Here is a 26,861-nt window from a genome sequence, read left to right as displayed (position 1 = left end):
GCCGCCCGGTCCATCGCTTCGCTCGGACCAGGGGCTGCGCACCGTGCGGCTTCGCCGCCGCGCGCCACGCTGCCGCGCACGCAGTTGACGTAGTCAGGGGTTGCGGCTGGCTGGCGTCTCGCTGTCGGCCTAGACCTCGACGAACTCGTCGCGCCCAGCTGCCGCCGGCGCTGGGCGCTGCCACACCGTGCGGGGGAGCCACCGGGCCCGGATGGCCACGCTCCGGGCGACGCCGGCCTCGAGTGACGCGCAACAGGTGAGGGCGTCGTCGGCGAGGCCGGCTGCCGCCGGGACCGCCGAGCCCGGTCGCGCGTAGCGGGCGACCTCGAGCGCGGCGACGAGTCGCTCCAGTGCCGAGGCGGCGTCGGGGTCCGCGGCAGGCCCCGTGCGCGGGCGCTCGGGACGGTCGGTGTCGGACCGGTCGCCGAGGTGGTCGACGACGACGCGTCCGACCTCCTGCGGTGAACGACCGGTCGGCCACGGGACGGCGAGGTCGAGAGCGGTCGTCCTCAGCTCGTCCCACAGGTCCTCCGTCGTCCCGGCCAGTCGGCGCTTGCGCGCACGCCGACGGAGCAGACGGGGCGCCATCGCGAGCGCGCCGATGACGGCCAGCACCAGTACGACGACAGCGACCCGCAGGAGCACCACGACCCAGTCGATGCCCTCCTCCGTCTCCTTGTTGTCGTCGGCCTGCTGGTCCTCCGGGGCGACCGTGGTCGTGACCTCGGTCGCCTCCTCGGTGAGGCTCCGGCTCGGGCCGCTCGACGTGGTGTTGCTGGTGGTCTCGACCGGCTCGGGCAGGTCCACCTCGACCGTCGAGTAGTCGGGGAGCAACCGCTCGTCCGCGCGGCGCTGGGGAGTCGGCTCGAACATCACCCACCCGGCGCCCTCGAAGTAGAGCTCCACCCACGCGTGCAAGTCGTGGGAGCTGTACTCGAAGTCGCCGTTGCCGAGGTCGGTCGGCTCGAGGAAGCCGACCGCCACTCGGGCCGGGATGCCGACCATCCGGGCCATGATGGCCATCGCCGAGGCGAACTGCTCGCAGTAGCCGGTCCGGCCGCCTTCCGCCTCCCTGTCGAGGAACGTCTCGAACGCGTCGCCGCCGATGCCGGACGGTGCCTTCTTCAGGCTGTACTTGAACCCACCGGTCTCGCGGAACCAGTCCTGCAGCCGCAGCGCGGCCTCGTAGTCCGACGCCGTGCCGCTGATCGCGGTGACGGCCTGGCTCCGCACGATCGGCGGCAGGCCCCCGGGCACCTCCAGGAACTCGTCCGCGACGGCGTCGGGCGCTGCGTCCCCGAAGAAGTCCCCCTCCACCCCGTAGTCGAGGTCGATGCCCCGAGCGGACCACTCGAGGTCCTCGGTCGACAGGTCGTCGGGCTTCGCGAGGAAGTCCATGGTGTCCACGTCGTACCGCCAGTCGCCCTCGGCAACCACCGACGAGGCCGGGAACGGGGTCGGCAACCAGTAGGAGTCGAAGGTGTCGGTCGCCTCGAACTCGTAGAAGTACTCGCTGAACGGAACGGCGGAGGACAGGCCCTCCGGCTGGGGCAGGTCACCGGAGGCCGTGTTCTCGTCATCGACCCCGCGGTCGCCACTGCTCCACTCCTCCCCGGTGAACCGGTTGAGCACGGCGACGCGGAGGTACGCCGGCGACGGGTCGTCGGTGCGGAACCGGATCAGCGGGATGTCCTCGTCGCGCTCGAGGTCCTTGCGCAGGTCGGCGCGGGGGTTGTGGATCTGGATGTCGTCGTCGCCGTCGCCGGGTCCGAGTCCGAACACGTCGAGGTCCAGCACCGGCACGAACGGCGGGAGCAGTACGGCGCACACCGTCGCCGTCACGCCGATCCGGCCCGCGCCGACGCGCACGGCGTCGGCCACCGGGTTCGTCTCGGTCCACGGGTTGGCCTCGTCGGGCCCGAGCGGCCGGCCCCACTTGAGCAGGTGGTCGCGGTTGTCGAGGTGGAGCAGGGTGAGGAAGCCCGCGGAGGCGAGGAGGAACGCCACGAGCCCGGGTCCGGACTGGACCAGGCCGGCGGGGACGGAGTAGACCGCGAGCAGGGCGAGGCCCGCAACCGGGACCCGCCGCAGCGTGCACGCGAGGAAGTCGACGAGCAGCAGGAAGAAGACGCCACCCATCAGCAGCAGCGGGGCCACCGACGGCACGTTGGCCTGGATCGGTGCTGCGTAGGTGCGCGCGGACTCCATCGCGAGCTCGAGCGTGTCGGCGATCTGGGTGCCGGCCGAGCCGACCGGCAGCGGGCTGCCGCCCAGCTCGCCGCTGACCATCGCCACGGCCAGGAGCGTCTGCACGACGATGGTCAGCACTGCCGGGCTTCCGAGCCACCGCAGCAGCGCGCCGGCCGCGCCGATGACGAGCGCGGTGACTGCCAGCGGCGCGAGGTAGGACCCGGAGTCGGTGAGGAAGCCCCGCCACGCCATCAGCGCAGCCCACGTCGTGCCCGCCGCGATCAGCGAGTACAGCAGGGCGTAGCCGAAGGCGTGCCCGCCCTTCATCGGTTGCCCCGTGCGCTCGCGAGGCCGGCTGCCGCGGCTGCTCGCCCGGAGGCGCGGCCGAGGTCGCGCCAGGCCGCGTCCAGCCGGTCGCGGGGACCGAGCGTGACTGTGCGCCAGCCCAGGTCGGAGACCGACGGAGGCGGCGTGGTCCGCGCCTGCGCGACGCGTCCGGTCCACTGCTCGACGTCGAGCACCATCGCCAGGGCCGTGCCGGCGTCGTGCCGGACCTGGCGGAGCGCGACGGTGTCGGTCTGCTCGACGCCGCCGAGCACCGCGACCACCAGGCCGCCCCGGGTCTGGTCGCCGGTCCAGCCGACATCGATGACGGGGTGCTGGGTGGTCGACACGAGGGCGAGCCGCTCGAGGACGGCCGTCGAGGTCTCGTCGGCACCGGTGCCGTCCGCCAGCACCAGGCGTACGGCGTACCCGTGCTGGTCGAGGTGGAGCACCAAGGAGGCAGCGGCCACCACGGCGAACTCGAAGCTGGACCCGAGGCCCTGCCCGCGGTGGGAGCGCAGCCGGTTGTCGAGGAGCACCGTCGCCCGCGCCTCCCACGGCTGCTCCTCGCGGCGGACCATCAGGTCGCCCATCCGCGCGGAGCTGCGCCAGTGGACCCGGCGCAGCTCGTCACCCCGTCGGTACTCACGCACGCTGACGTCCTCGGCCGACCCGGCGGCGAAGGCCTGCGGTCGGTGCTCGCCCGACCCGCTCCATCCGCCCATCACCGGGATCGGGGGGAGGGCGACCGTGCGCGGCGTGACGACGAGCGGCACGGTGCCGGGAACCATGCGGCGCAGCTCGATGAGGCCGAACGGGTCGGCGATGCGGATCGTGAGCGGCCCGATCTCGAAGCGACCGCGCACGTCGGAGCGGACCTGGTAGCTCACCCTGCGCTGCCACTGCCGGGCGACACCCTGCAGCACGAACCGGGGGCGGGTGCCCAGCGCATAGGGGACCTGGTCCTCGACCAGGATCGCGCCGGCGGTCGACCGGCCCGCGTTCGCGAGGTCGAGGTCGATCCGGGCCGGCTGCCCGGCCGAGACCAGGCGCGGGTGCACCGCGCGGGCGACCGTCAGCGCATACCGCCGGCGCCCGATGACGAACGCCGCGATCAGGGGGAGCGTGACGACGAGGACGCCGATCCTCGTCAGCGTCGTCTGGCCCAGGAGCACGGCGCAGCCGATCGCGGTGAGGCCCGCTGCCAGGAAAGCCCGGCCGCGGAGTGTCAGTCCCGCCAGCCCGTCGCGCATTTCCTTGCCTACCGTCGCGCCATGTCGGCCGTCAGGAACGGATCTCGGGGACCGGCACCTGCGCCACGATCGCCTCCAGGATGGCGCTGATGCTGCGACCGCCGACCGCAGCCTCGGCGCTCGGCAGCAGCCGGTGGGCGAGCACGGGGTGGACGAGGGCGCGGACGTCGTCGGGCAGGACGTAGTCGCGCTGGTGCAGAGCCGCGAACGCCTTCGCAGCCCGCACCAGGTGGAGGGTCGCCCGCGGCGAGGCGCCCAGCAGCAGGTCGGGGCTCTCGCGCGTCGCCGCGGTCAGCGAGACGGCGTACCGCTGCACGGCCTCGGACACGTGGACCTGGCCGACGATCCCGCACAGCTTGCGGAGCTCGGCACCGTCGGTCACCGGCTCGAGGTCGTCGAGCGGGTTGAGCTCGGTGTGCGAGTTGAGCATGGCGATCTCGGCCGCCGGCACCGGGTAGCCGATCGAGACCCGGGCCATGAACCGGTCGCGCTGCGCCTCGGGCAGCGAGTAGGTGCCCTCCATCTCGACCGGGTTCTGGGTCGCGATCACCATGAACGGCGGGTCGAGGTGGTAGGTGACGTTGTCGACCGTCACCTGCTGCTCCTCCATGCACTCCAGCAGCGCCGACTGGGTCTTGGGGGAGGCACGGTTGATCTCGTCGCCGATCACGATGTTGGCGAAGACGCCGCCGGGCCGGAACTCGAACTCGCGGGTCTGCTGGTTGTAGACCGAGACGCCGGTGATGTCGGACGGCAGCAGGTCCGGCGTGAACTGGATCCGGCGCACCGTCGAGTCGATGCTGCGGGCGAGCGCCTTGCTCAGCATCGTCTTGCCGACACCCGGGACGTCCTCGAGCAGCAGGTGGCCCTCGGCGAGCAGCACGACCAGCGAGGCGGAGACGACCTCGCTCTTGCCCTCGATGACGCGCTCGATGTTCGCGCGGATCCGGCCGGCCACGCGGGCGACGGTCGCGACGTCGGCACCGGTGGGGTGCTGCAGCTGCTCGGTGGTCGGCGACTCCACGTCTCGGTCTCCTGTCTCTGGCGCGCATCGCGCGCGCCCGTCCAGCCTAAAGCCCGGGGTAGGGGAAAGGTACGGCGCCGGAGCAACCTAACCCCTCCCACGACGCCTGAGGTCACGGAGCGGTCACGCGTTCGCATCGACACGTCCGGCTCGCGCTCCCCACCCTCCTCCCCACCCTCCTCCCCACTCTCCTCCCCACCCTCCTCCACCGCGCTCCACCGCCTCTGGCCTGCGCAAACGCCTGCAGACGCGCAGAAACACGGACCGAAGGTGGTTGACGGTGGGGGAAAGTGGAGTAGTGTGGGGGAAAGTGGAGGAAGCAGGAGGTGCCCGATGCTCTTCATGGGCACCTACACCCCGAAGCTCGATGACAAGGGGCGGCTCTTCCTCCCGGCGAAGTTCAGGGATCGACTGTCGGAGGGGCTCGTGGTGACGCAGGGTCAGGAGAACTGCCTCGTCGTCTGGCCCTCGGACGTGTTCGCGGAGGAGGCCGAGCGCGCCGCCGCCCGGCCGATGACCAACCGGGCCGCACGCCGTTACGCACGGGTGCTGTTCGCCGGCGGCGATGAGGGCACGCCGGACAAGCAGGGCCGGATCGGCATCCCGGCCCACCTGCGGGACTACGCCGGACTCGAGCGCGACGTCGTGGTGATCGGCGTCCGCGACCGACTGGAGATCTGGAACCCCGAGCGCTGGCGGGAGTTCCAGGAGGACGCGATGGGCGACTTCGTCGACCTCGACGAGGACGACGACTGATCCCGACGGTCAAGCGCCGTGGTCAGCCCGATCCAGCACAACCGCACCACAACTCGATAGCGATCCGCAGGACGAGGTCTCTGGCCCGCTCCCGCAGCCTTCTGGGGCACCTTCCCCGGCACCAGACGGCACCCGGGAGCGGGCGGGGGACCTGGCTCTGCGGATCGTTCAACATCAGGGGGTCGAATTCCGATGAGCGTGATGGGCAGCGAACCACGGGTTCGCGAGCGGGCCCTCGAGGCCGTGGAGCTGATGGCGTTCTCGGCCGGGGTCTCCCTCCTGGTCTTCCTGGTCATCCTGCTCGGCTTCTGGCTGGGACGCTGAGGGCCGTACGGCGATGACGACTCCCCGACACGACCCAGTCCTCCTCGACCGGGTCGTGGCGCTCCTGACTCCTTCGCTCGACCACACCGACGCGGTGCTGGTCGACGCCACCCTCGGCCTCGGTGGCCACAGCGAGGCGGTGCTCGCGCGGTGCGAGCTGGCCCGGGTGGTCGGCATCGACCGCGACCCGCGCGCGCTCGAGCTGAGCCGCGAGCGGCTGGCGCCGTACGGCGACCGCTTCACCGCGGTCCACGCGGTCTACGACGAGATCCCCGACGTGCTCGCCGACCTGGGCCTGGCCGAGGTGGACGCGGTGCTCTTCGACCTCGGTGTCTCCTCGATGCAGCTGGACCTGCCGGAGCGGGGCTTCGCGTACGCCGTCGACGCGCCCCTCGACATGCGGATGGACCCGTCCCACACAGCGAGCGGCCCGACCGCGGCCGACGTCCTCAACACCTACGAGCCGGCCGACCTGCTCCGCGTGCTCCGGGAGTACGGCGAGGAGCGGCACGCCAAGCGCATCGTCGCCGCGATCGTGCGGGAGCGGGCCCGGGAGCCGTTCACGAGCTCCGGCCGGCTGGTCGCCCTGCTGTACGACGCCATCCCGGCCCCCGCCCGCCGTACCGGAGGACACCCGGCCAAGCGCACCTTCCAGGCGCTGCGGATGGAGGTCAACGACGAGCTGCGGGTGCTCGAGCGGGCGATCCCGGCCGCGATCGACGCGATCGGCGTCGGTGGCCGGGTGGTCGTCGAGTCCTACCACTCGCTCGAGGACCGCGTGGTCAAGCGGGCCTTCACCGCCGCTTCCAAGAGCCACGTGCCGGAGGACCTGCCGTTCGTGCCCGAGGGGCACGAGCCGGCGCTCCGGCTGGTGACCCGCGGCGCCGAGCAGGCGAACGCCGACGAGATCGCCCTCAACCCGCGGGCGGCGTCCGTCCGACTGCGCGCCATCGAACGTGTCCGACCCCGCGAAGGAGCGGCGTAGAGATGAGCAGCACCGCACCCCAGCTCCGGTCCCGGCTTCCGAGGATCGCCGAGGTCGCCGTCCAGCGCGCCCGGCTCACCGTGGTCCCGCGCCCCCGGACCCGACCGCGCGCCCCACGCGTGCCGTTCGTGACCCTGGTCACCGTGATCATGCTCGGCGGGGTGATCGGGCTGCTGCTCTTCAACACGTCGATGCAGCAGGCGTCCTTCCGGGCGACCGCGCTCGAGCAGCAGGCCGCCGACCTGACCGCCCAGGAGGAGGCGCTCCGGATGGAGCTGCAGGAGCTGGAGAACCCGCAGCGGGTGGCGGCCGCGGCGCAGGACAACGGCATGGTGCTGCCGGCCGGGGGTCCGCTCGTGCTGCCCCTCGGCACCGGCGAGATCCTGGGCGCCGAGGACCAGCCGGTCCTGCCGGGGTTCGGGCTGCCGGAGAGCGTTCCCGGTCCGGAGAAGCCCGACGTCCTCGACCCCGACCCGGTGGTGGAGCGCCGCAACCCGCGCCACGACGGCGAGTCCCGCCAGGCTCGTCAGCGCTGACAACCTAGGTTTGCGGGTGTGACCGGACCGAGCCGCCCCCGACCGGCCCGCGCGCCGCGGCGTGCGTCGCCGCAGCTGCGGCTCAAGGTGGGATTCATCGTCATCGCGATGGTGCTGTCCGTCTTCGCTGCCCGGCTCGTGCAGCTGCAGGGCGTCGACCCCGACAAGTACGCCGAGATGGCGGCTGCCGAGGGCTCGCAGACGGTGATCCTGCCGGCGACCCGCGGCGAGATCCTCGACCGGCTGGGCGAGCCGCTCGCCGTGTCGATCGACGGCAGGATGATCGTGGCCGACCCGTCGATGACGGCCGACGACGCTCCCGAGCTCGCGACCCTCCTCGCCCGGCGGCTCGACCTCGACTACGTCGAGGTGCTCGAGCGGCTCCGGGTCGAGGGCAGCCGGTTCCAGTACATCGCCCGCCAGGTGCCCACGTCGAAGGCCGAGGCGGTGGTCGCGGAGGCCGAGAAGAAGGGCTTCGTCGGCCTCTTCATGCACCGCGACCCCGTACGGCGGTACCAGTTCGGAGACCTCGCCGCGAACCTGCTCGGCTTCCTCGGGACGCCGAAGAAGGACGGCTCGGCCCGCGCGCTCGCCGGTCTGGAGGACTCGTTCAACGACTACCTCTCCGGCGAGGACGGCGAGGCGCGCTACGAGATGGGCGCCGGCAACCTGATCCCGCTGGGCGACAACACGGTGAGCCCGGCCATCGACGGCTCGGACCTCACCCTGACCCTCGACAAGCGGCTGCAGTTCTACACGCAGAAGGTCCTGCAGCAGACGGTCGAGGGCTCGAACGCGGAGTCCGGGATCGCGATCATCATGGACAGCCGCACCGGGGAGCTGCTCGCCCTGGCCGACTATCCGACGTACGACGCCAGCGAGCCGCAGGAGTGGCCCAAGTCGCGCTACAAGTCCAGCGCCCTGACCGACGTCTACGAGCCGGGGTCCACCGAGAAGGTGCTCACCCTGAGCGCCGTCATCGACGCCGGCCTGGGCCGGCCGCGCCAGCAGTACGTCGTACCGGCGTCCCTCAACCGGCAGGACCGGCCGATCCACGACCACTGGGTGCACGGCATCGAGCACCTCACCCTCGCCGGGATCCTCGCCAAGTCCTCGAACATCGGCACGGTGCTCGCCGCCGACCGGTTCGAGCCCGGGCAGCTCCGGTCCTACCTCACCGCGTTCGGCTTCGGCGAGGAGACCGGGATCGGCCTCCGGGGTGAGACGAAGGGGCTGCTGCCCGACGGCGAGGCATGGACCGACCAGGTCGACGACCGGATCGCGTTCGGCCAGTCGCTCTCGATCAACGCGGTCCAGATGATCGCCGCCGTCAACGCCGTCGCGAACGACGGCATCCGGATCGACCCGAGCCTGGTCGACGGCTCCGCCACTCTCGACGACGGCACCGAGGTCGGCACCGACCAGGCCGAGGAGCGCCGGGTGATCAGCACCGAGGCGGCACGGCAGACTGCCCTGATGATGGAGCGCGTGCTCGACCCCGTCGACGGCGTGGCGCCGCTGGCCGCCGTGCAGGGCTACCGGATCGCGGGCAAGACCGGCACCGCGCAGCGGGTCGCCGACAGCTGCGGCTGCTACGACGGCAGCCACACCGCGTCGTTCGTCGGTTTCGGCCCGACCGACGACCCCCGGTTCACCGTCTACGTCGTCGTCCACGACTCCCGCACCGGTGGCGGTGGCGCGGTCGCCGGTCCGGCGTTCGCGAAGCTGATGAGCTACGCCCTGCGGCAGTACGGCGTGCCCCCGACCGAGACCCGCCCCTCGCGGCTGCCCGTCGAGTGGTGACGGACCCCCTGATGATCCCAGGGACCGCACGCCCGCAGCACCAGGACCCCATGCCCCTCGACGACGTGGTGGCACTGGTCCGGGAGCAGACCGATGCCCGGTTGGTGGGCGCCGACGCGGCCGCCGTCGTCACCGGCATCACCCTCGACTCGCGGCGGGTGCTGCCGGGCGACCTCTACGCCGCCCTGCCCGGCGCCCGCGCGCACGGCATGGACTTCGTCGACCAGGCCGTCGCCGCCGGCGCCGGCGCGGTGCTGACCGACGAGTCGGGCGCGGCCGCCGTACCTCCCGGGCTGCCGGCCGTCGTCGTGGCGTCGCCGCGGTCGGTGCTGGGCGCCGTGTCCGCCGGCATCTACGGGCACCCGGCCCGGGCGATGCGGATGATCGGCGTCACCGGCACCCAGGGCAAGACCACGGTCACCCGGCTGCTCGACGGCGGTCTCGGCGCCGCCGGCATCTCGTCCGCCGTCGTCGGCACCGTCGGCACCCGGATCACGGGCGTCGACCTCAAGACCACGCTGACCACGCCGGAGGCACCCGACCTCCACGCCCTGTTCGCGGTGATGCGCGAGGAGGGGGTCGAGTGCTGCGCGATCGAGGTGTCGAGCCACGCGCTGGTGCTGGGCCGCGTCGACGGCGTCGTGTTCGACGTCGCCGTCTTCACCAACCTCGGCCGCGACCACCTCGACTTCCACGCCGACGTCGACGACTACTTCGCGGCGAAGGCGACCCTGTTCACCCCCGAGCGGGCCCACCTCGGACTCGTCAACGTCGATGATGAGCACGGCCGGCGACTGGTCGAGATCGCGACGATCCCGGTGCGGACGATGTCCACGCGGGGCGCGGAGGCGGACTGGTCGGCGGTCGACATCGACCTCGGTCCGGAGGGCTCCACCTTCACCATCCGTGGCCCCCGCGGCTTCTCCCTGCCCGCGGCGGTCGCGCTGCCCGGCGACTTCAACGTCGCCAACGCCCTGTCGGCGGTGGCGGCTGCCGTCGAGGCCGGACTCGACCCGGAGGCCGTCGTTGCCGGCATCGCAGCGACCGGGGGAGTGCCGGGCCGGCTGGAGCGGGTCTCCGCTGCCGCTGATCCGGGCTTCGCGGTTTACGTCGACTACGCGCACAAGCCGGACGCCCTCACCGCGGTGCTCGGGACGCTGCGGCCGGTGACGGCCGGCCGGCTGATCGCCGTGATCGGCGCCGGCGGCGACCGGGACCGCGGCAAGCGGCCGGTGATGGGGGCGATCGCGGCCGCCGAGGCGGACCTCGTGATCGTGACCGACGACAACCCGCGCAGCGAGGACCCGGCCGCCATCCGGGCGGAGGTGCTGGCCGGCGTGGCCGACGTCGAGGCCTCCCGCCGGGCCGACGTGCGCGAGATCGGCGACCGGCGGGCCGCGATCGCGGCCGCCCTCGAGGAGGCGGGGGCCGGCGACGTCGTACTCGTGGCCGGCAAGGGGCACGAGACCGGCCAGGAGGTCGCCGGCGTCGTGCACCCGTTCGACGACCGCGAGGTCGTGCGCGAGCTGCTGGGCGGAGGCGGCCGATGATCCCGATGCGGCTCGAGGAGATCGCCGCCGTCGTGGACGGCGAGGTGCACGGCGACCCGGGCCTGGTGGTGTCCGGTCCCGCATACGTCGACAGCCGCAACCCGGTCGCCGACGGGCTGTTCCTCGCGATCGTGGGGGAGCGCGTCGACGGCCATGAGTACGCCGCCGGCGCGCACGCCGTGCTCGGCAGCCGGCCGACGGACGCGCCCACGGTCGTCGTCGCCGACCCGGTCGTGGCGCTGGGCCGCCTCGCCCGCCACGTGGTCGACCGGACGCCGGCCATGGTGCTGGCGCTCACGGGCTCGGTCGGCAAGACGGGCACCAAGGACTACCTCGCGAGCGTGCTGCGCTCGTTGGCCGGCGCCGACCGGGTCGTCGCCACCGGCGGCAACCACAACAACGAGATCGGCGTCCCGCTCACGGTGCTCCAGTCGGGCGCCGACACCGACTACCTGGTCGTCGAGATGGGCGCTCGGGGCATCGGCCACATCTCCTACCTGTGCGACATCGCGCCACCGCGGGTCGCTGCCGCGCTCAACGTCGGCACCGCGCACGTGGGGGAGTTCGGTGGCCGCGAGCAGATCGCGACGGCGAAGGGCGAGATCGTCGAGGCGCTGCCCGCCGACGGTGCGGCCGTCCTCAACGGCGATGACCCGCTCGTCGCGGCGATGGCGTCGCGGACAGCGGCGCGCGTGGTCACCTTCGGCAGCTCGGGCACGGTGCGGTGGGAGTCGGTCCACCTCGACGAGCTCGGCCGGCCCGGCTTCCGCCTCGTCCACGGCGATGAGTCCGCGGTCGTCCAGCTGCTCCAGGTCGGAGCGCACCAGGTGCAGAACGCGGCCGCCGCGGCCGCGATGGCGATCGCCGCGGGGTTCCCGCTCGCCGACGTCGCCGCGGCGCTCTCCGGTGCCACCGCGGCGTCCCGGTGGCGGATGGAGGTGCACGAGCGTCCCGACGGCATGGTCGTCATCAACGACGCCTACAACGCCAATCCGGATTCGGTGGCGGCAGCCCTGGCGGCGCTGGTCGCCATCGGTCGTCCGCGAAGCGGACGGACGATCGCCGTGCTCGGCCAGATGCTGGAGCTCGGCAGCGAGCACGAGGCCGGCCACCGTGCCGTCGGAGCCGACGCGGTCCGCCTCGGCGTCGACGTCGTCGTGGTGGTGGGCGAGCCCGCAGCGTCGATCGCCGACGCGATCGCGGCGGCGGAGGGACCGATCGTGGTCAGGACCGAGGGGCGCGACGAGGCTCTCGCGTGGGTGCGGCAGAATGCCGCCCCGGAGGACGTGGTCCTCGTGAAGGCGTCCCGGGGGGCGGCGCTCGAATGGGTCGCCGAGCAGCTGCTGGGTGATCCCGAGGACACTGACAGTGCGTGAGAGGACAGCAGCGTGCTAGCGATCCTGCTCGGTGGGGGCATCGCCCTGCTGGTCTCGTTGCTCGGCACCCGGACCGCGATCCGCGTGTTCACCAAGTGGGGCTACGGGCAGGAGATCCGCGAGGACGGCCCGACCAGCCACCACACCAAGCGCGGGACGCCCACGATGGGCGGTGTCGTGATCATCGCGGCGGTGGTCCTCGGCTACGGGCTCGCCAAGCTGCTGACGATGGACGCGCCGAGCGCCTCGGCGCTGCTCCTGCTCTTCCTCTTCGTGGGCATGGGCCTGGTCGGCTTCCTCGACGACTTCATCAAGATCTACAAGCAGCGCAGCCTCGGCCTGCGCAGCAAGGCCAAGATGGTCGGCCAGACCGTGATCGCGGTGGCCTTCGGCATCCTCGCCCTGGCCCCGTGGCTCGAGGACGAGAACGGTCGGTCGCCGGCGTCGGAGAAGGTCTCGTTCCTGCGTGAGATCGAGTGGCTGCAGCTGCCGATCGTGCTCGCGCTGCTGCTGATCTGGCTGCTGGTCACCGGGTTCAGCAACGCGGTCAACCTCGCCGACGGCCTCGACGGCCTTGCCGCCGGCGCGAGCGTGATGGTGTTCGGCGCCTACACGCTGGTGAACATCTGGCAGAACAACCAGTTCTGCCAGGAGGCGCCCAGCGCCAGCTGCTACAACGTGCGAGACCCTCTCGACCTCGCGATCATCGCCGCGGCGATCACCGGCGCCTGCTTCGGGTTCCTGTGGTGGAACGCTTCGCCGGCGGCGATCTTCATGGGCGACACCGGCTCGCTCTCCCTCGGCGGGGCGCTCGCGGGCTTCGCGATCCTCACCCGCACCGAGCTGCTGCTGGTGATCCTCGGCGGGCTCTTCGTGCTCGAGACCGCGTCGGTGATGCTGCAGGTCACCTGGTTCAAGACGACCAAGAGGCTCACCGGCGTCGGCAAGCGGGTCTTCCGGATCGCGCCGATCCACCACCACTTCGAGATGCTGGGCTGGGAGCAGGTCACCGTCGTGATCCGGTTCTGGATCATCACCGGGCTGTTCGTCGCGACCGGCCTGGGCGTCTTCTACGCCGAGTGGGTGGCCAGGCTTTGACCGACGTGCTCACCCTCGGCCGCAAGGACTCCTGGCGCGGCGTGCGGGCGGTCGTCGCGGGCTTCGGCGCGAGCGGGGCGGCCGCGGTCGACAACCTCCTCCACCTCGACGCCGACGTGACGGCCGTCGCCGACGCGATCAGTCCCAAGCTCCAGCCGCGCGCGGAGCTGCTCGAGGCGCTCGGCGCACGGTTCCGGGTCGGCGCGGACGCGGCCGTGCTGCCGGACGACGTCGACCTCGTGGTCACGTCGCCGGGGTTCCGCCCCGACGCGCCGCTGCTCGTCCAGGCGCGGGAGCGGGGGATCCCGGTGTGGGGCGAGGTCGAGCTGGCCTGGCGGCTGCGCGATCCCGATCACCCCGCGCCGTGGCTCTGCGTGACCGGCACCAACGGCAAGACCACGACCGTGCAGATGCTGGACTCGATCCTGCGCGCCGCGGGGCTGCGCAGCGTCGCCGCCGGCAACGTCGGCCTGCCGCTGACCGAGGCGGTGATGGACCCCGAGCCGTACGACGTGATCGCGGTCGAGCTCTCGAGCTTCCAGCTGCACTACGTGTCGACGATGACCGCCGAGTCGGCTGCGGTGCTGAACTTCGCCGAGGACCACTTGGACTGGTACGCCGGTGAGTCCGGCATGGACGACTACGCCCGCGACAAGGGCCGCATCTACCAGGGCGTCGAGCGCGCCTGCGTCTACAACGTCGCCGACCCGACGACCGAGCGGCTGGTCCGCGACGCCGACGTCGTCGAGGGCGCCCGCGCGATCGGCTTCACCCTCGGCATCCCGTCGGTGGGGATGGTCGGCGTGGTCGAGGACGTCCTGGTCGACCGGGCGTTCATCGACGAGCGGCAGAGCGCAGCGGCCGAGCTGTGCGCGATCTCCGACCTCGCCTCGTCCGCCCCGCACTTCGTCGCCAACGCGCTGGCCGCTGCGGCGCTGGCCCGGGCCCACGGCATCAGTCAGGCCGCCGTACGCGACGGCCTGCGGGCGTTCCGTCCCGACGGGCACCGGATCGCCGTGGTCGCCGAGCACGAGGGCGTCACCTGGGTCGACGACTCCAAGGCCACCAACCCGCACGCCGCGCAGTCCTCGCTGGCCGCCTACGACCCCGTCGTGTGGGTGGCCGGCGGCCTGGCCAAGGGAGCCACCTTCGACGAGCTGGTGCAGAAGGTCGGGGACCGTTTGCGCGCGGTCGTGCTCATCGGCCGCGACCGCGCGGTGATCGCGGACGCGCTTGCGCGACACGCGCCGGATGTCCCGGTGATCGAGGTGACCGCCGGAGAAACTGGACCGGTAGACGGGGCTGACCTGATGGGACGCGTCGTCGGGGCGGCGGCCGCGGCTGCTCGCCCCGGGGACACGGTGCTCCTCGCACCGGGGTGCGCCTCGATGGACCAGTTCACCGACTACGCCGCACGGGGCGACGCCTTTGCAGCAGCGGTCCGAGCGGCGATCGGCCAGGGCTAGCCGCACGAGGACAGCGTTCAGACGGGAGGGGGTCGCCATCACCGCCGCGCTCCCCGACTCGACGGTCGGCACCCGTGCCTGGCTGTCGGCGCTGCGCGAGGCGATGGCCCGGCCGCTGACGAACTACTACCTGCTGCTCGGCTCGATCTCGCTGCTGCTGACCATCGGCCTGCTGATGGTCCTGAGCTCGTCGAGCGTCGAGGCCTTCGAGAAGACCGGCGACTCCTACGCGATCGTGAAGCGGCAGCTGATGTGGGTCGCGATCGGCGTGCCCCTGGCGTTCGCCGCGTCCCGGGTCCCGCTCAGCTGGGTCCGGCGCCTCGCCTACCCGGCGTTCTCGGTGTCCCTCATCCTGCTCCTGGCGACCGCGAAGTTCGGCGTCGAGATCTACGGCAACAAGAACTGGCTGGCCCTGGGGCCGGTGCAGATCCAGCCGTCGGAGATCGCCAAGCTCTCGATCATCATCTGGGCGGCACACATCTACGCCAACAAGGACCGCCGGCTCGGCAACCTGCACCAGATGATGGTCCCCGTCGTGCCGGGCATGGTGCTCGCGACCGGGCTGGTCGTCGTCGGGCGCGACCTCGGCACCGCGCTGGTCTTCCTCGCGATCCTCGTCGGCATGCTCTGGGTCGTGGGTGCGCCGGCACGGCTCTTCGTGCTGTGCCTCAGCGTGGTCAGCGTGCTCGCGCTCGGACTCGCCGCGACCTCGTCCGAGCGGCTCGACCGGATCACGACGTTCGTCGATCCGTTCAAGGACTACCACGGCACCGGCTGGCAACCCGCCCACGGCCTCTACGCGATGTCGAGCGGTGGCATTTTCGGCGAGGGCATCGGGGCCAGCCGGCAGAAGTGGGGCACGCTCCCCGAGGCCCACACCGACTTCATCTTCGCGGTGCTGGGCGAGGAGCTCGGACTCGTCGGCACCCTGCTCGTCATCGGGCTGTTCCTCGCCATCGCCTACGCCACGCTGCGGATCGCGCTCCAGACCAAGGACCCGTTCGTCCGCTACTGCAGCTTCGGCATCGTGATCTGGCTCCTCGGCCAGATGATGATCAACGTGGGCATGGTCCTGGCTCTGCTGCCGGTCATCGGCATCCCGTTGCCCCTGGTCTCGTACGGCGGCTCCAGCCTGCTGCCGACGCTGATCGCGCTCGGTCTGGTGATCGGCTTCGCCCGCCGTGAGCCGGCCGCTGCCCGCGCCCTCGCACAACGGCGCCGGACGCGTGCGACCGGGCTGTCGGCCCGCCGGTAGCCTCGCCGTCGATGAAGGTACTGCTCGCCGGCGGTGGCACTGCCGGGCACACGTCTCCTCTGCTCGCGACCGCCGACGCGCTGGTGCGGCTCGATCCGGCGACCGTGATCACCTGCCTCGGCACGCCCCGCGGCCTGGAGAGCACGGTGGTCCCGGCAGCTGGCTACCCGCTCGAGCTGATCCCGCCGGTCCCGCTGCCGCGGCGCCCCAACAAGGACCTGGCGATGGTGCCGTCCCGCCTCCGCGGCGCGGTGAAGGCGACCCTCGAGGTGATCGACCGGACCCAGCCCGACGTGATCGTCGGCTACGGCGGCTACGTGTCGATGCCGGCGTACCTCGCGGCCCGGCGCCGCAAGCTGCCGCTCGTGATCCACGAGCAGAACGCCCTCCCCGGCATCGCCAACAAGGTCGGTGCGCGGATCGCGGACCGGGTCGCCGTCAGCTTCCCCGACACCCCGCTGAAGAACGCCGAGTACGTCGGACTGCCCCTGCGGCGCATGATCTCCCAGCTCGACCGGCCCGCTCTGCGCGCGGAGGCCCGTGCCTTCTTCGGTCTCGATCCCGACCTGCCGACGCTCGTCGTCACGGGTGGGTCACAGGGTGCGTGGAAGCTCAACCGCGCGGTGTCCCGCGCATCCGCCGCGCTCGGCGCGGCCGGTGTCCAGGTGCTCCACGTCATCGGCGCGCGCGGCAAGGAGGACCCGGAGTGGGTCGAGCCGGTCGAGACCGGTACGCCGTACCTCGTGGTGACGTTCGTCGAGCGGATGGACTACGCCCTCGCCGCCGCCGACCTGATGGTGTGCCGCGCCGGTGCCAACAGCGTGGTCGAGGCCGCGGCGAGCGGGGTGCCGACGATCTTCGTTCCGCTCGCCTACGGCAACGGCGAGCAGGTCCACAACGCCCGTCCCGTCGTCGACGCCGGGGGAGCGCTGATGGCCGAGGAGGCCGCGTTCACGGCCGACTACGTCGCCGACACGGTGCCCGGGCTCGCGGGCGACCCCGCGCGGCTCGCCGCGATGAGTGCGGCCGCGTCGGGACTGGTGCCCGCGGACGCCGACGACAGGCTGGCCCGGCTCATCGCCGAGACGGCACGATGAGGGCGGCGCTCCGATGAGAATCCCTGTCCCCGACGAGATCCCGGCCGCTGACCGGCTCGGCCGGGTGCACTTCGTCGGGATCGGCGGTGCCGGTCTCTCCGCGATCGCGCGACTCATGCACCAGTCCGGGATCGCGGTCAGCGGCAGCGACGCCAGCGACTCGGCCGTCGTCCAGGCCCTGCGGAGCGAGGGCATCGTGGTGCACCTCGGACACGACGCCGCGAACCTCGACGGCATCGACACCGTCGTCGCCACGACCGCAGCCCGTGAGGACAACCCGGAGATCGTCGCGGCGACCGCCCGGGGCCTCCGGCTGTGGCCGCGGTCGGCAGGCCTGCAGTCGGTGCTGGTGGGCAGGTCGGTGGTGGCGATCGCCGGCACCCACGGCAAGACGACGACCACGGCGATGACGACCGTCGCCCTGCAGGAGGCGGGGTGCGACCTGACGTTCGCCATCGGCGCCGAGGTCGAGTCGCTCGGCACCAACGCGCGACTGGGCACGGGACCGGTCGCCGTCGTGGAGGCCGACGAGTCCGACGGTGCCTTCCTCGTCTACACACCGGACATCGCCGTCATCACCAACGTCGACGCCGACCACCTCGACCACTGGGGCACCGAGGAGGCCTACGAGGCGGCGTTCGCGGAGTTCGCCCAGCGCGCCCGCGTCACCATCGCCGATCGCCGCGACCTCGCCGACGTGACCGCGGGGTTCTTCCCGGGCGCGACCGTCCGCGGCCACGAGCTGACGACCGCCGACGGTGGCACCCGGTTCCGGGTCGAGGCCCACGGCGAGGACCTCGGCTGGGTCGAGCTCGCCGTCCCGGGACGGCACTACGCGCAGGACGCGCTGTACGCCCTCGCCGTAGGGCTGGAGCTCGACGCCGACCCGGGCGCACTGATCCGTGGCCTGGCGCGCCATCGCGGCGCCAAGCGGCGGATGGAGCCGATCGGCGATGTCTCCGGGATCCGCGTCTACGACAGCTATGCCCACCACCCCAGCGAGATCAAGGGCGACCTCGAGGCCGCCCGGTCGGTGGCCGGAGACGGCCGCCTGGTCGTGTGCTTCCAACCGCACCTGGTCTCCCGCACCCGGATCTTCGGCGCCGAGATGGGCGCCGCGCTCGGTGCCGCGGACGAGGTCGTGGTGCTCGACGTCTACGTCGCGCGCGAGGACCCCGATCCGTCGGTCACGGGAGCGGTGGTCGCGGACGCCGTACCCCTGCCTGCGGAGCAGGTCACGTTCGTCGCCGACCGTGACCGCGCGCTCGACGTCCTTCTCGACCGGGCCCGGCCGGGCGACGTCGTCCTGACCCTCGGAGCGGGCGACGTGACCGCCCTGGCGCCGCAGCTGGTCGCGGCGCTCGAGGAGCGAGCCGGTGGCTGAGCGCGCCGCGCAGGACCGCACCCGCCGCCGGTTCGCACGGCGTCAGTGGGCACGGCGCTGGCTGGTCTGGCGCCGGGTGCTGGTCGGGGTGCTCCTGGTCGCGAGCGTCGCCTTCGCGATCTACGGCATCTACTTCTCGCCGTGGCTGCGGGTCGAGGGCGCCGAGGTCACCGGGACGTCGCAGCTCACGGAGACCGAGGTCCTCGCGGCGGCGGAGGTCCCGACCGGCGACGCCCTGGCCCGGGTGGACCTGGCCGAGATCGAGGCCCAGGTCGAGGGTCGGCTCACGGCGGTGAAGGCAGTCGACGCGTCCCGCCAGTGGCCGCGCGACATCCGCATCGAGGTCGAGGAGTGGCAGCCGCTCGCGGTGGTGACCGAGGGCTCGGGGTACGTGTTCCTCGCCGAGGGCGGCGACACCTTCACCTTCGACCGGATGCCGCAGCAGCCCCCGGCCTCCCTGCCACAGGTCGTCGTCGGCTCGCGGGCCGACCGGTTCGCGCTCGAGGAGGCCGCCGCGGTCGTGGCCGCGCTGGACGAGGAGGTGACGCGGCTCGTCGACCACATCCGGGTCGAGAGCGCGGACGAGATCCTGCTGCAGCTGGGGGAGGGCCGGACGGTCACGTGGGGGAGCTCCGACGAGTCCGACCAGAAGGCCGAGGTCCTCCTCACCCTGCTCGAGGCCCGCCCGGACGCGACGTCGTACGACGTCAGCGTGCCCGGTCTGCCGGCCACGAAGTGACCGGGGTCTGATCCGACCCCACTTCCTTCGGCGTGTCTCCCGAGCAGGGGAGGCCGCTCTCCCTACTGTCATGGGAACCAAGAGGTTGACATAACTATAACCCTCAGGATGAGGGTAAGGGTTGCCAACCAGACCCGGGCACCATCACTGGGACAGTCGAGAGGGGAAGACGGCGTGGCTGCTGCACAGAACTACCTGGCCATCATCAAGGTCGTAGGCATCGGTGGCGGCGGGGTCAACGCCGTCAACCGGATGATCGAGGTCGGACTCAAGGGCGTCGAGTTCATCGCGATCAACACCGACGCGCAGGCGCTGCTGATGAGCGACGCCGACGTCAAGCTCGACATCGGCCGCGAGCTCACCCGCGGGCTCGGTGCCGGTGCCAACCCGGACGTCGGCGGCAAGGCCGCCGAGGACCACGCCGAGGAGATCGAGGAGGTCCTCAAGGGGGCCGACATGGTCTTCGTGACCGCGGGCGAGGGCGGCGGCACGGGCACCGGCGGTGCGCCGGTCGTGGCCCGGATCGCCCGCTCGCTGGGCGCGCTGACCATCGGCGTCGTCACCCGGCCATTCACCTTCGAGGGAATGCGCCGGAAGAAGTCGGCCGACGAGGGCATCGAGCGGCTCCGCGAGGAGGTCGACACCCTCATCGTGATCCCGAACGACCGGCTGCTGCAGATCTCCGACCGCAACGTGTCGGTGATGGACGCGTTCCGCCAGGCCGACCAGGTGCTGCTGCAGGGTGTCTCCGGCATCACCGACCTGATCACCACCCCCGGCCTGATCAACGTCGACTTCGCCGACGTGAAGGCGGTCATGAGCAACGCCGGCTCGGCGCTGATGGGCATCGGCTCCGCCCGCGGCGAGGACCGCGCGCTCGCCGCGGCCGAGATGGCGGTGAGCAGCCCGCTGCTCGAGGCGTCGATCGACGGCGCCCACGGCGTGCTGCTGTCGGTCGCCGGTGGCTCCGACCTCGGCATCTTCGAGATCAGCCAGGCGGCCGGGATGGTCGCCGAGGCCGTGCACCCCGAGGCCAACATCATCTTCGGTGCGATCATCGACGACGCGCTCGGCGACGAGGTGCGGATCACGGTCATCGCCGCGGGCTTCGACGGGGGCACCCCGCCGCGGAAGCGCGAGACCGGCAGCTCGCTGCGCCGGCCGGACGCCCGTCCGCAGCAGACCCAGGAGGAGATGCGGGCAGCCATCGCCACCCGTCGCGAGCCCGAGCCCGTGGCCGAGCAGGCCCCGGTCCGGCAGGAAGCCCCGGCCCGGCAGGAAGCCCCGGTCCAGCAGCCGTCCGTACCGGTGGGTGCGCGGCCGACGTCGCCGCCGATGGACTTCGACGACGACCTGGACGTGCCGGACTTCCTGAAGTAGATCGCGATACCAGCATTCGTGTTCGCCTTCCGTGACACCTGCGCCCTCGACCCGAGCCCCGCTGACGGGGTCCGGGTCGAGGTCGCGTTCACGGACGCCACGCTCGACCTGGAGAACGAGAACGAAGGCTTCGCCGCCTCCCTCGCTGCGGTAGTCGAGGCGACCGGGGTGCCGTTCGCACGGCTGAGGCAGGTCCACGGCGACGAGGTCGTGCAGGTCGTCGACGACCCGGCCGGCGACGACGTACCCGAAGCCGACGCGCTGGTGACCACGCGCCGCGGGGTGGGCCTGATGGTCCGGGTGGCCGACTGCGTGCCGGTCCTGCTGGCCGATCCCGGCGCCGGTGTCATCGGCGCCGTGCACGCAGGCCGGCTCGGCATGACGCTGGGCATCGTCGGCACCACGGTCGCTCGGATGCGGGCACTCGGCGCAGAGGAGATCCGGGCGTGGATCGGGCCGCACGTGTGCGGTCGCTGCTACGAGGTGCCGGAGGAGATGCGTCGCGAGGTCGCGGCGGTCGTCCCTGCCGCGATGTCGGAGACCTCGTGGGGCACGCCCGCCCTCGACCTCGGCGCAGGGGTCGAGGCGCAGCTGGCCGAGGCCGGCGTCTCCGCGACGCACGTCGGCCGGTGCACGCTCGAGGACGAGCAGCTCCACTCCTACCGGCGCGACGGCGGCGACGCGGGCCGGTTCGCAGGGCTGGTGTGGATCCGATGACCGCGAGGCGTGCGCAGGTGGCCGCGGGTCTCGCCGCCGTACGGGAACGGATCGCAGTGGCGTGCGAGGGCTCCGGCCGCAGTCCCGACGAGGTCACCCTGGTGGTCGTCACGAAGTACTTCCCCGCCTCCGACGTCCGGCTGCTCGCCGACCTCGGCGTCACCGACGTCGGCGAGAACCGCCATCAGGAGGCCGAGGCCAAGCAGCAGGAGTGCGCCGACCTGCAAGCTCCTGGGGGTCCCGGGCTGCGTTGGCACTTCGTCGGCGGCCTGCAGAGCAACAAGGCCGCGGCGGTGGCGGCGTACGCCGACGTCGTCCACTCCGTCGACCGGAAGAAGCTCGTCGGCCGGCTCGACTCCGGCGCCCAGGGCCGCGCACACCCCGTCGACGCACTCCTGCAGGTCAGTCTCGACCCGCCGGACCGGCCGGGCCGCGCGGGCGCCGACCCTGCGGAGCTGTCGGCGCTGGCCGCCGCGGTCGAGGCCGCCGGGGCGCTCCGGCTGCGCGGTCTGATGGCGGTCGCCCCGCTCGGGGAGGACCCGGCTGCGGCGTTCGCCCGGCTGTCCGACGTACGCCGCGACTTCCTCGTCGACCACCCCGCTGCCGACTGGCTGTCGGCCGGCATGAGTGGCGACCTGGAAGCGGCGATCCAGGCCGGCGCGACACACGTGCGCGTCGGCACCGCGGTCCTCGGATCGAGGCCCTCGGTCCAGTAATGTCCACAACAAGCCAAGCGGTGTCCCGACCGGGACGCAGACTGAAGAAGACGAGGCGGAGGCAACAGCCATGAGCGGTGCGATGCGCAGGATCGGTGAATACCTCGGCCTGCTCGAGGACACCGGTTACGACGAGTTCGACGTCGACGGGTACGACGCCCAGGAGGCCGCTCCTGCTCGCGACGCCCGTCAGGACCGCGCCCCACGCGCGCGCACGGCTTCCGTCGCCGACATCAACGAGCGCCGCCGCCCGGCGCCGGCAGCGGCGACCGCGGCCCCGGCCGTCGGTGTGGTGGCCGAGCTCTCCCGGATCACGACGCTGCACCCGCGCACCTACAACGAGGCGCGCGCAGTGGGGGAGCAGTACCGCGACGGCACGCCGGTGATCATGAACCTCTCCGAGATGGACGACGCCGACGCCAAGCGCCTCGTCGACTTCGCTGCCGGCCTCATCTTCGCCACCCGCGGCAGCATCGAGCGGGTGACCAACAAGGTGTTCCTGCTGTCGCCGCAGAACGTCACCGTGGCCGCGGCCGACAAGCAGCGGATCGCCGACGCCGGCTTCTTCAACCAGAGCTGAGTCGGAATACCCGCCCCCAGACGAGCCGGATTGGGCGACGCCCCTAGGATCGCGGCAGTCCCATTCAGCCATTGCTAGGAACGGTCGTTGACGCTCGTCGGTCTGATCATCGAGGTTGTCCTCTGGGTCTTCATCGGGCTGCTCTGGATCCGGTTCATCGTCGACTGGGTCCAGGTGTTCGCCCGGTCGTGGGAACCGCGCGGGGTGCTGCTGGTGCTGCTCGAGGTGGTCTACTCGATCACCGACCCGCCGATCAACGCGTTGCGGCGCGTGGTCAAGCCGCTCCGGATCGGCAACTTCGCGCTCGACCTGAGCTTCATCCTGGTCATGATCCTCGCCTACGTGGCGTTGTACCTGAACCGCGCACTGCTCTTGTCCTGATCGGTCGAATCTCTGTTGACACTGGTCAGGCGCTATTGTTCGCGGGACAGTAAGTCCCCGTTTCTCAAAGATAGGTGAGGTCATGCCGCTGACGCCCGAGGACGTGAGCAACAAGCGCTTTACCCCCGTCCGGCTCCGCGAGGGCTACGACATGGGTGAGGTCGACCAGTTCCTCGACGAGGTGGAGGCCGAGCTTGCTCGCCTGACCGCCGAGAACGACGAACTGCGCGCCAAGCTCGCTGCGGCCCAGTCCGGCTCGCCGTCGTCCGAGGCTGCCACCACGCAGCTGACCGCGGTGCGCGAGGCGCCCGCCCCCGAGCCGCCGGCGCCTGTCGTCGCGGCGGCCCCGCAGCCCCCCGCGGCTGCTCCCGTCGAGACCGCCGGTGGCGTCGAGACGATCCGGGTCGAGACCGTCCCCGAGGCGTCGAACGCCGCGGCGCGGCTGCTCGAGATCGCGACGCGCAACGCCGACGAGCTGGTCGAGGACGCGAAGAACGAGGCCGACCGCATCGTCGGCGAGGCCCGCACCAAGGCCGAGCGTCTCGAGAACGAGTCGAAGGGCAAGGCGGACCGGATGGAGTCCGACGCGCGGACCCGCTCCGAGATGCTCGACTCCGAGACCGCGGAGCGGCGTACGCAGCTGTTCGCGGACCTCGAGAAGGAGCGCGACAAGCTCAGCGTCGAGGTCGAGAACCTGCGCTCGTTCGAGCGCGAGTACCGCTCCCGCCTGAAGAGCTACTTCACGCAGCAGCTCGAGGCGCTGCAGGCTCCGGGCGACACCGTCGCCCCGACCGACGAGTCCCCGGCGCCCAAGCGGCTCCGGTCGATCCTCGGCGAGGAGGAGCGCTGACCGGACGGTCACGCAACCAACATCGGCACCGGCCGGCCCCTGCGGGGGCCGGCCGGTGTCAGTTTTCCTCGGGCCCGTGATCTCGGTGGGCGGAGTGGCTCCTTGGTGACGACCGTCGCAGCGGCTAACCTCCGTGCAGCCCGTGGCCCCCGCCGCGGGTGAGACGGTCCGGAGGAGGCCCGAACATGGCCCGCACCACGAAGAAGTCGTTGGCAGGGCGAACGGTGTCGGCAGCCGGCAAGATCATCGGCCGCCGACGCACCGACCAGCCCGCGGCGGCAGCCGCGAAGACCGCGCCGGCCAAGAACGCGAAGAAGGCCGCACCGGCGAAGAAGACCGCGCCCGCGAAGACCGCGCCCGCGAAGAAGGCCGCGCCCGCGAAGAAGGCCGCGCCCGCGAAGAAGACCGCGCCCGCGAAGACCGCGCCCGCGAAGAAGGCCGCGCCCGCGAAGAAGGCCGCGCCCGCGAAGAAGGCCGCACCGGCGAAGAAGGCCGCACCCGTGAAGAAGGCCGCACCCGTGAAGAAGGCCGCACCCGTGAAGAAGGCCGCACCCGTGAAGAAGGCCGCACCCGTGAAGAAGGCCGCCGTGAAGAAGGCTCCCGCGAAGAAGGCAGCCGCGAAGAAGGCGGCGCCCGCGAAGCTGGTCGTTCTCGAGGGCGAGGAGGCGTGGTCGAAGGCGGAGCTGGCCGAGGTGCTCAAGGAGCTGCACGAGCAGCGCGACCACAGCCAGCAGATCGTCGCCGAGCAGGAAGCGGATCTGTCCGGCCTGCTGCGCGACGCAGGCGACGGCGCCGGGCAGGACCAGGCGGACCTGGGTGCGACCAGCTTCGAGCGCGACCACGAGCTCACGGTGCTCAACCATGAGCGGGACAAGGTCGCGCAGATCGACCGTGCCCTGGTCCGCATCGACGACGGCTCGTACGGCGTGTGCGAGTCCTGCGGCAATGCGATCGGCAAGATGCGGTTGATGGCTTTCCCCCGTGCCACACTGTGCATGACATGCAAGCAGCGCGAGGAACGTCGGTAGACAGCAGCAAGAGCGGCCCTGCCGACCACCCGCGGACCGTGCTGACGAGCCGCCGGTCGTGGGCCGTCTTCGCGGTCGTCGCGGTCGTGGTCTACGTCATCGACCAGCTCTCCAAGCGCGCTGCCGTCGAGCAGCTGACGGATCGTGACGACGTCCGGGTCGTCGGCGACCTGCTCCAGCTCCACCTGACCCGCAATCCCGGCGCGGCGTTCTCGCTCGGCACCGAGTTCACGGTTGGTCTCTCCTGCCTGGCGATCGCGGCAACGATGTTCGTGCTCGTCGCGAGCCGGAAGGTGGTCGACCGGGTCTGGGCGGCCGGACTGGGCGCGCTGCTCGCCGGCATCACCGGCAACCTCACCGACCGGATGCTCCGCGAGCCCGGTCCGTTCCGCGGGCACGTCATCGACTTCCTCCAGCTCCCCAACTGGCCGATCTTCAACGTCGCCGACATCGCGATCAACGTCGGCGCGGGCCTGATCCTGCTCCAGGTCTTCCGCGGCATCCGGATGGACGGGACGCGGCATCCCGAGGACGCCGAGGACACCGGGGACACCGACGGGGCCGACGCGTGAGCAGCGTCGACCACCGGAGCCTGCTGGTTCCGGACGGACTCGACGGTCAGCGGGTCGATGTCGCGATGGCGCAGCTCTTCGGGCTGTCCAGGTCGCGCGCGGCCGAGCTGATCGCGGACGGCCGGGTGCGCCTCGACGGGGCGGATGTCAGCAAGAGCGACCGGGTGCTCCAGGGGGCCGCGCTCGACGTCGAGATCCCCGTCGAGGCCGATCCGCTGGAGATCGTTCCCGAGCTGGTCGAGGGCATCAAGATCATCCACGACGACTCGGCCATCGTCGTGATCGACAAGCCGGTCGGCGTCGCCGTACACCCCTCACCGGGATGGCGGGGACCGACCGTCGTCGGGCACCTGGCGGGGGCCGGGTTCCGGATCTCGACCTCGGGGGCCAAGGAGCGCGAGGGCATCGTCCAGCGGCTCGACGTCGGCACGTCCGGCGTCATGGTCATCGCGAAGTCCGAGCACGCCTACTCGATCCTCAAGAACGCGTTCCGCCACCGCACGGTCGACAAGACCTACCACGCCCTCGTGCAGGGTCACCCGGACCCGCTCTCCGGCACCATCGACGCGCCGATCGGTCGACACCCGGGTGCGGACTACAAGTTCGCGGTGATGGACGGCGGCCGGGCGAGTGTCACCCACTACGAGACCCTCGAGGCGCACCGGTTCGCGAGCCTGCTCGAGGTGCACCTGGAGACCGGTCGCACTCACCAGATCAGGGTGCACATGACGGCGCTCAAGCACCCGTGCTGCGGCGACCTGACCTACGGGGCGGATCCGACGCTGGCCAAGCGGCTCGGCCTCACCCGGCAGTGGCTGCACGCCGTACGTCTCGGGTTCGAGCACCCGGAGACCGGCAAGCCGGTCGAGTACGAGTCGTCGTACCCCGACGACCTCCAGCACGCCCTCGACGTGATCCGTGACAGCGACTGACGGCCTGACCATCCGTCCGGCGACGGCCGAGGACCTCGCGCCGATCGCCGAGGTGTTCATCGCCTCCCGAGCGGCCGCGGCTCCGGCGATGCCGCCGTCGATCCACCCGCCGCACGAGGTCCACGCGTTCTACGGCGCCCTCGACCTGCTGGCCGGCGAGCGGGAGCCCTGGGTGGCGGAGGACGAGCGCGGGATCGTCGCGTTCACCGAGCTCAAGGGCGACTGGCTCGACGACCTCTACGTGCTGCCCGAGGCGCAGGGCGAGGGGATCGGGTCCGCGCTGCTCGACCTGGTCAAGACGCTGCGCCCCGGCGGCTTCTCCCTGTGGGTCTTCGAGACCAACACGCCTGCGCGGGAGTTCTACGCGCGGCACGGGCTGGTCGAGCGTGAGCTCACCGACGGCAGCGGCAACGAGGAGAAGGCTCCCGACATCCGGATGGAGTGGCGCGGGTCCGGTGTCGGTGGGTCGGCCTAGTCTCGGGTCCGCGGTCGCGTAGGCTGATGCCCTTCCCCGACCGCTTCTGTCCACGACCCTTTCGAGGAGC

At 71.9% G+C, this 26,861-nt stretch carries 26 protein-coding genes; 23 read left to right on the top strand and 3 right to left on the bottom strand.

Going from position 1 to position 26,861, the window contains the following annotated elements:
• Positions 1-129: 129 nt before the first annotated feature.
• The 3 genes from D0Z08_RS21080 to D0Z08_RS21070 are packed head-to-tail and all read right to left on the bottom strand — an operon-like array spanning position 130 to position 4,791.
• A complete protein-coding gene (locus D0Z08_RS21080) occupies positions 130-2,517 on the bottom strand; it encodes a transglutaminase TgpA family protein (RefSeq protein WP_118927235.1) in 2,388 nt (795 codons plus the stop codon).
• On the bottom strand, positions 2,514-3,767 hold the full coding sequence (locus tag D0Z08_RS21075; RefSeq protein ID WP_118927234.1) for a DUF58 domain-containing protein: 1,254 nt from the start codon (positions 3,765-3,767) through the stop codon (positions 2,514-2,516). The genes D0Z08_RS21080 and D0Z08_RS21075 overlap by 4 nt, the downstream gene beginning before the upstream one ends.
• 31 nt (positions 3,768-3,798) lie before the next feature.
• A complete protein-coding gene (locus D0Z08_RS21070; RefSeq protein WP_220454276.1) occupies positions 3,799-4,791 on the bottom strand; it encodes an AAA family ATPase in 993 nt (330 codons plus the stop codon).
• 333 nt (positions 4,792-5,124) lie between these two features.
• Between D0Z08_RS21070 and mraZ the strand changes: the two genes are divergently transcribed.
• From mraZ to D0Z08_RS20960, 23 genes are all read left to right on the top strand, one after another.
• Positions 5,125-5,547: a division/cell wall cluster transcriptional repressor MraZ gene (mraZ, locus tag D0Z08_RS21065; protein ID WP_118927233.1), complete on the top strand. Its 423-nt coding sequence runs from the start codon at positions 5,125-5,127 to the stop codon at positions 5,545-5,547.
• Positions 5,548-5,748: 201 nt separating this feature from the next.
• Positions 5,749-5,871 carry a hypothetical protein gene (locus tag D0Z08_RS33480; RefSeq protein WP_281271764.1) on the top strand — a complete coding sequence of 41 codons (123 nt, stop codon included), beginning with the start codon at positions 5,749-5,751 and terminating at the stop codon, positions 5,869-5,871.
• A gap of 13 nt (positions 5,872-5,884) precedes the next feature.
• Positions 5,885-6,856 (top strand): 16S rRNA (cytosine(1402)-N(4))-methyltransferase RsmH, encoded by a 972-nt coding sequence (gene rsmH / locus D0Z08_RS21060; protein WP_118927232.1) that lies wholly within the window; start codon positions 5,885-5,887, stop codon positions 6,854-6,856.
• A 2-nt stretch (positions 6,857-6,858) separates the two neighbouring features.
• Positions 6,859-7,392 carry a cell division protein FtsL gene (gene ftsL / locus D0Z08_RS21055; protein ID WP_118927231.1) on the top strand — a complete coding sequence of 178 codons (534 nt, stop codon included), beginning with the start codon at positions 6,859-6,861 and terminating at the stop codon, positions 7,390-7,392.
• 18 nt (positions 7,393-7,410) lie between these two features.
• A complete protein-coding gene (locus D0Z08_RS21050) occupies positions 7,411-9,195 on the top strand; it encodes a peptidoglycan D,D-transpeptidase FtsI family protein (protein WP_245994259.1) in 1,785 nt (594 codons plus the stop codon).
• Positions 9,196-9,206: 11 nt separating this feature from the next.
• Entirely contained in the window at positions 9,207-10,745 is a 1,539-nt protein-coding gene (locus D0Z08_RS21045) for a UDP-N-acetylmuramoyl-L-alanyl-D-glutamate--2,6-diaminopimelate ligase (RefSeq protein WP_245994256.1), read from the top strand.
• Positions 10,742-12,121: a UDP-N-acetylmuramoyl-tripeptide--D-alanyl-D-alanine ligase gene (locus D0Z08_RS21040; RefSeq protein ID WP_118927229.1), complete on the top strand. Its 1,380-nt coding sequence runs from the start codon at positions 10,742-10,744 to the stop codon at positions 12,119-12,121. The genes D0Z08_RS21045 and D0Z08_RS21040 overlap by 4 nt, the downstream gene beginning before the upstream one ends.
• A 12-nt stretch (positions 12,122-12,133) precedes the next feature.
• Complete coding sequence (gene mraY / locus D0Z08_RS21035; RefSeq protein WP_118927228.1) at positions 12,134-13,219, top strand: phospho-N-acetylmuramoyl-pentapeptide-transferase; 1,086 nt, start codon at positions 12,134-12,136, stop codon at positions 13,217-13,219.
• The gene (gene murD, locus D0Z08_RS21030) at positions 13,216-14,685 is read left to right on the top strand and encodes a UDP-N-acetylmuramoyl-L-alanine--D-glutamate ligase (RefSeq protein ID WP_118927227.1); all 1,470 of its coding nucleotides are present in this window, start codon (positions 13,216-13,218) and stop codon (positions 14,683-14,685) included. The genes mraY and murD overlap by 4 nt, the downstream gene beginning before the upstream one ends.
• Entirely contained in the window at positions 14,648-15,940 is a 1,293-nt protein-coding gene (ftsW, locus tag D0Z08_RS21025) for a putative lipid II flippase FtsW (RefSeq protein WP_245994253.1), read from the top strand. The genes murD and ftsW overlap by 38 nt, the downstream gene beginning before the upstream one ends.
• Positions 15,941-15,951: 11 nt before the next feature.
• Positions 15,952-17,037, top strand: a complete 1,086-nt coding sequence (gene murG / locus D0Z08_RS21020) for an undecaprenyldiphospho-muramoylpentapeptide beta-N-acetylglucosaminyltransferase (protein ID WP_118927226.1) — start codon at positions 15,952-15,954, stop codon at positions 17,035-17,037.
• A 13-nt stretch (positions 17,038-17,050) separates the two neighbouring features.
• Positions 17,051-18,421, top strand: coding sequence for a UDP-N-acetylmuramate--L-alanine ligase (gene murC, locus D0Z08_RS21015; protein ID WP_118927225.1), 1,371 nt, complete (start codon positions 17,051-17,053; stop codon positions 18,419-18,421).
• Positions 18,414-19,160, top strand: coding sequence for a cell division protein FtsQ/DivIB (locus tag D0Z08_RS21010; RefSeq protein WP_118927224.1), 747 nt, complete (start codon positions 18,414-18,416; stop codon positions 19,158-19,160). The genes murC and D0Z08_RS21010 overlap by 8 nt, the downstream gene beginning before the upstream one ends.
• 174 nt (positions 19,161-19,334) lie before the next feature.
• Positions 19,335-20,540, top strand: coding sequence for a cell division protein FtsZ (gene ftsZ, locus D0Z08_RS21005; RefSeq protein WP_118927223.1), 1,206 nt, complete (start codon positions 19,335-19,337; stop codon positions 20,538-20,540).
• Positions 20,541-20,558: 18 nt separating this feature from the next.
• Positions 20,559-21,257: a peptidoglycan editing factor PgeF gene (gene pgeF / locus D0Z08_RS21000; protein ID WP_118927222.1), complete on the top strand. Its 699-nt coding sequence runs from the start codon at positions 20,559-20,561 to the stop codon at positions 21,255-21,257.
• On the top strand, positions 21,254-21,973 hold the full coding sequence (locus tag D0Z08_RS20995) for a YggS family pyridoxal phosphate-dependent enzyme (RefSeq protein WP_118927221.1): 720 nt from the start codon (positions 21,254-21,256) through the stop codon (positions 21,971-21,973). The genes pgeF and D0Z08_RS20995 overlap by 4 nt, the downstream gene beginning before the upstream one ends.
• A 70-nt stretch (positions 21,974-22,043) precedes the next feature.
• Positions 22,044-22,553 carry a cell division protein SepF gene (locus tag D0Z08_RS20990; RefSeq protein WP_118927220.1) on the top strand — a complete coding sequence of 170 codons (510 nt, stop codon included), beginning with the start codon at positions 22,044-22,046 and terminating at the stop codon, positions 22,551-22,553.
• Between the two features lie 87 nt (positions 22,554-22,640).
• Complete coding sequence (locus D0Z08_RS20985; RefSeq protein ID WP_118927219.1) at positions 22,641-22,934, top strand: YggT family protein; 294 nt, start codon at positions 22,641-22,643, stop codon at positions 22,932-22,934.
• A gap of 82 nt (positions 22,935-23,016) precedes the next feature.
• Positions 23,017-23,784: a DivIVA domain-containing protein gene (locus D0Z08_RS20980; RefSeq protein WP_118927218.1), complete on the top strand. Its 768-nt coding sequence runs from the start codon at positions 23,017-23,019 to the stop codon at positions 23,782-23,784.
• Positions 23,785-23,969: 185 nt separating this feature from the next.
• Positions 23,970-24,812, top strand: coding sequence for a TraR/DksA family transcriptional regulator (locus D0Z08_RS20975; protein WP_118927217.1), 843 nt, complete (start codon positions 23,970-23,972; stop codon positions 24,810-24,812).
• On the top strand, positions 24,785-25,384 hold the full coding sequence (gene lspA, locus D0Z08_RS20970) for a signal peptidase II (RefSeq protein WP_118927216.1): 600 nt from the start codon (positions 24,785-24,787) through the stop codon (positions 25,382-25,384). Before D0Z08_RS20975 ends, lspA begins: the two co-directional genes overlap by 28 nt.
• Entirely contained in the window at positions 25,381-26,316 is a 936-nt protein-coding gene (locus tag D0Z08_RS20965) for an RluA family pseudouridine synthase (RefSeq protein ID WP_118927215.1), read from the top strand. Before lspA ends, D0Z08_RS20965 begins: the two co-directional genes overlap by 4 nt.
• Positions 26,303-26,791, top strand: a complete 489-nt coding sequence (locus D0Z08_RS20960) for a GNAT family N-acetyltransferase (protein ID WP_245994249.1) — start codon at positions 26,303-26,305, stop codon at positions 26,789-26,791. Before D0Z08_RS20965 ends, D0Z08_RS20960 begins: the two co-directional genes overlap by 14 nt.
• Positions 26,792-26,861: the final 70 nt, after the last annotated feature.

Origin of the sequence: Nocardioides immobilis (assembly GCF_003515065.1) — a bacterium.
GTDB lineage: Bacteria > Actinomycetota > Actinomycetes > Propionibacteriales > Nocardioidaceae > Nocardioides > Nocardioides immobilis.
This window is presented reverse-complemented; position numbering and strand designations above follow the sequence as displayed.

Excerpts from the sequence above, each read along its gene's own strand:
- D0Z08_RS21080 (WP_118927235.1), bottom strand. The coding sequence starts at position 2,517 with ATGAAGGGCGGGCACGCCTTCGGCTACGCCCTGCTGTACTCGCTGATC.
- D0Z08_RS21075 (WP_118927234.1), bottom strand. The coding sequence starts at position 3,767 with ATGCGCGACGGGCTGGCGGGACTGACACTCCGCGGCCGGGCTTTCCTG.
- mraZ (WP_118927233.1), top strand. The coding sequence starts at position 5,125 with ATGCTCTTCATGGGCACCTACACCCCGAAGCTCGATGACAAGGGGCGG.
- D0Z08_RS33480 (WP_281271764.1), top strand. The coding sequence starts at position 5,749 with ATGGGCAGCGAACCACGGGTTCGCGAGCGGGCCCTCGAGGCCGTGGAG.
- rsmH (WP_118927232.1), top strand. The coding sequence starts at position 5,885 with ATGACGACTCCCCGACACGACCCAGTCCTCCTCGACCGGGTCGTGGCG.
- ftsL (WP_118927231.1), top strand. The coding sequence starts at position 6,859 with ATGAGCAGCACCGCACCCCAGCTCCGGTCCCGGCTTCCGAGGATCGCC.
- D0Z08_RS21045 (WP_245994256.1), top strand. The coding sequence starts at position 9,207 with ATGATCCCAGGGACCGCACGCCCGCAGCACCAGGACCCCATGCCCCTC.
- D0Z08_RS21040 (WP_118927229.1), top strand. The coding sequence starts at position 10,742 with ATGATCCCGATGCGGCTCGAGGAGATCGCCGCCGTCGTGGACGGCGAG.
- murG (WP_118927226.1), top strand. The coding sequence starts at position 15,952 with ATGAAGGTACTGCTCGCCGGCGGTGGCACTGCCGGGCACACGTCTCCT.
- murC (WP_118927225.1), top strand. The coding sequence starts at position 17,051 with ATGAGAATCCCTGTCCCCGACGAGATCCCGGCCGCTGACCGGCTCGGC.
- D0Z08_RS20995 (WP_118927221.1), top strand. The coding sequence starts at position 21,254 with ATGACCGCGAGGCGTGCGCAGGTGGCCGCGGGTCTCGCCGCCGTACGG.
- D0Z08_RS20990 (WP_118927220.1), top strand. The coding sequence starts at position 22,044 with ATGAGCGGTGCGATGCGCAGGATCGGTGAATACCTCGGCCTGCTCGAG.
- D0Z08_RS20980 (WP_118927218.1), top strand. The coding sequence starts at position 23,017 with ATGCCGCTGACGCCCGAGGACGTGAGCAACAAGCGCTTTACCCCCGTC.
- D0Z08_RS20975 (WP_118927217.1), top strand. The coding sequence starts at position 23,970 with ATGGCCCGCACCACGAAGAAGTCGTTGGCAGGGCGAACGGTGTCGGCA.
- lspA (WP_118927216.1), top strand. The coding sequence starts at position 24,785 with ATGCAAGCAGCGCGAGGAACGTCGGTAGACAGCAGCAAGAGCGGCCCT.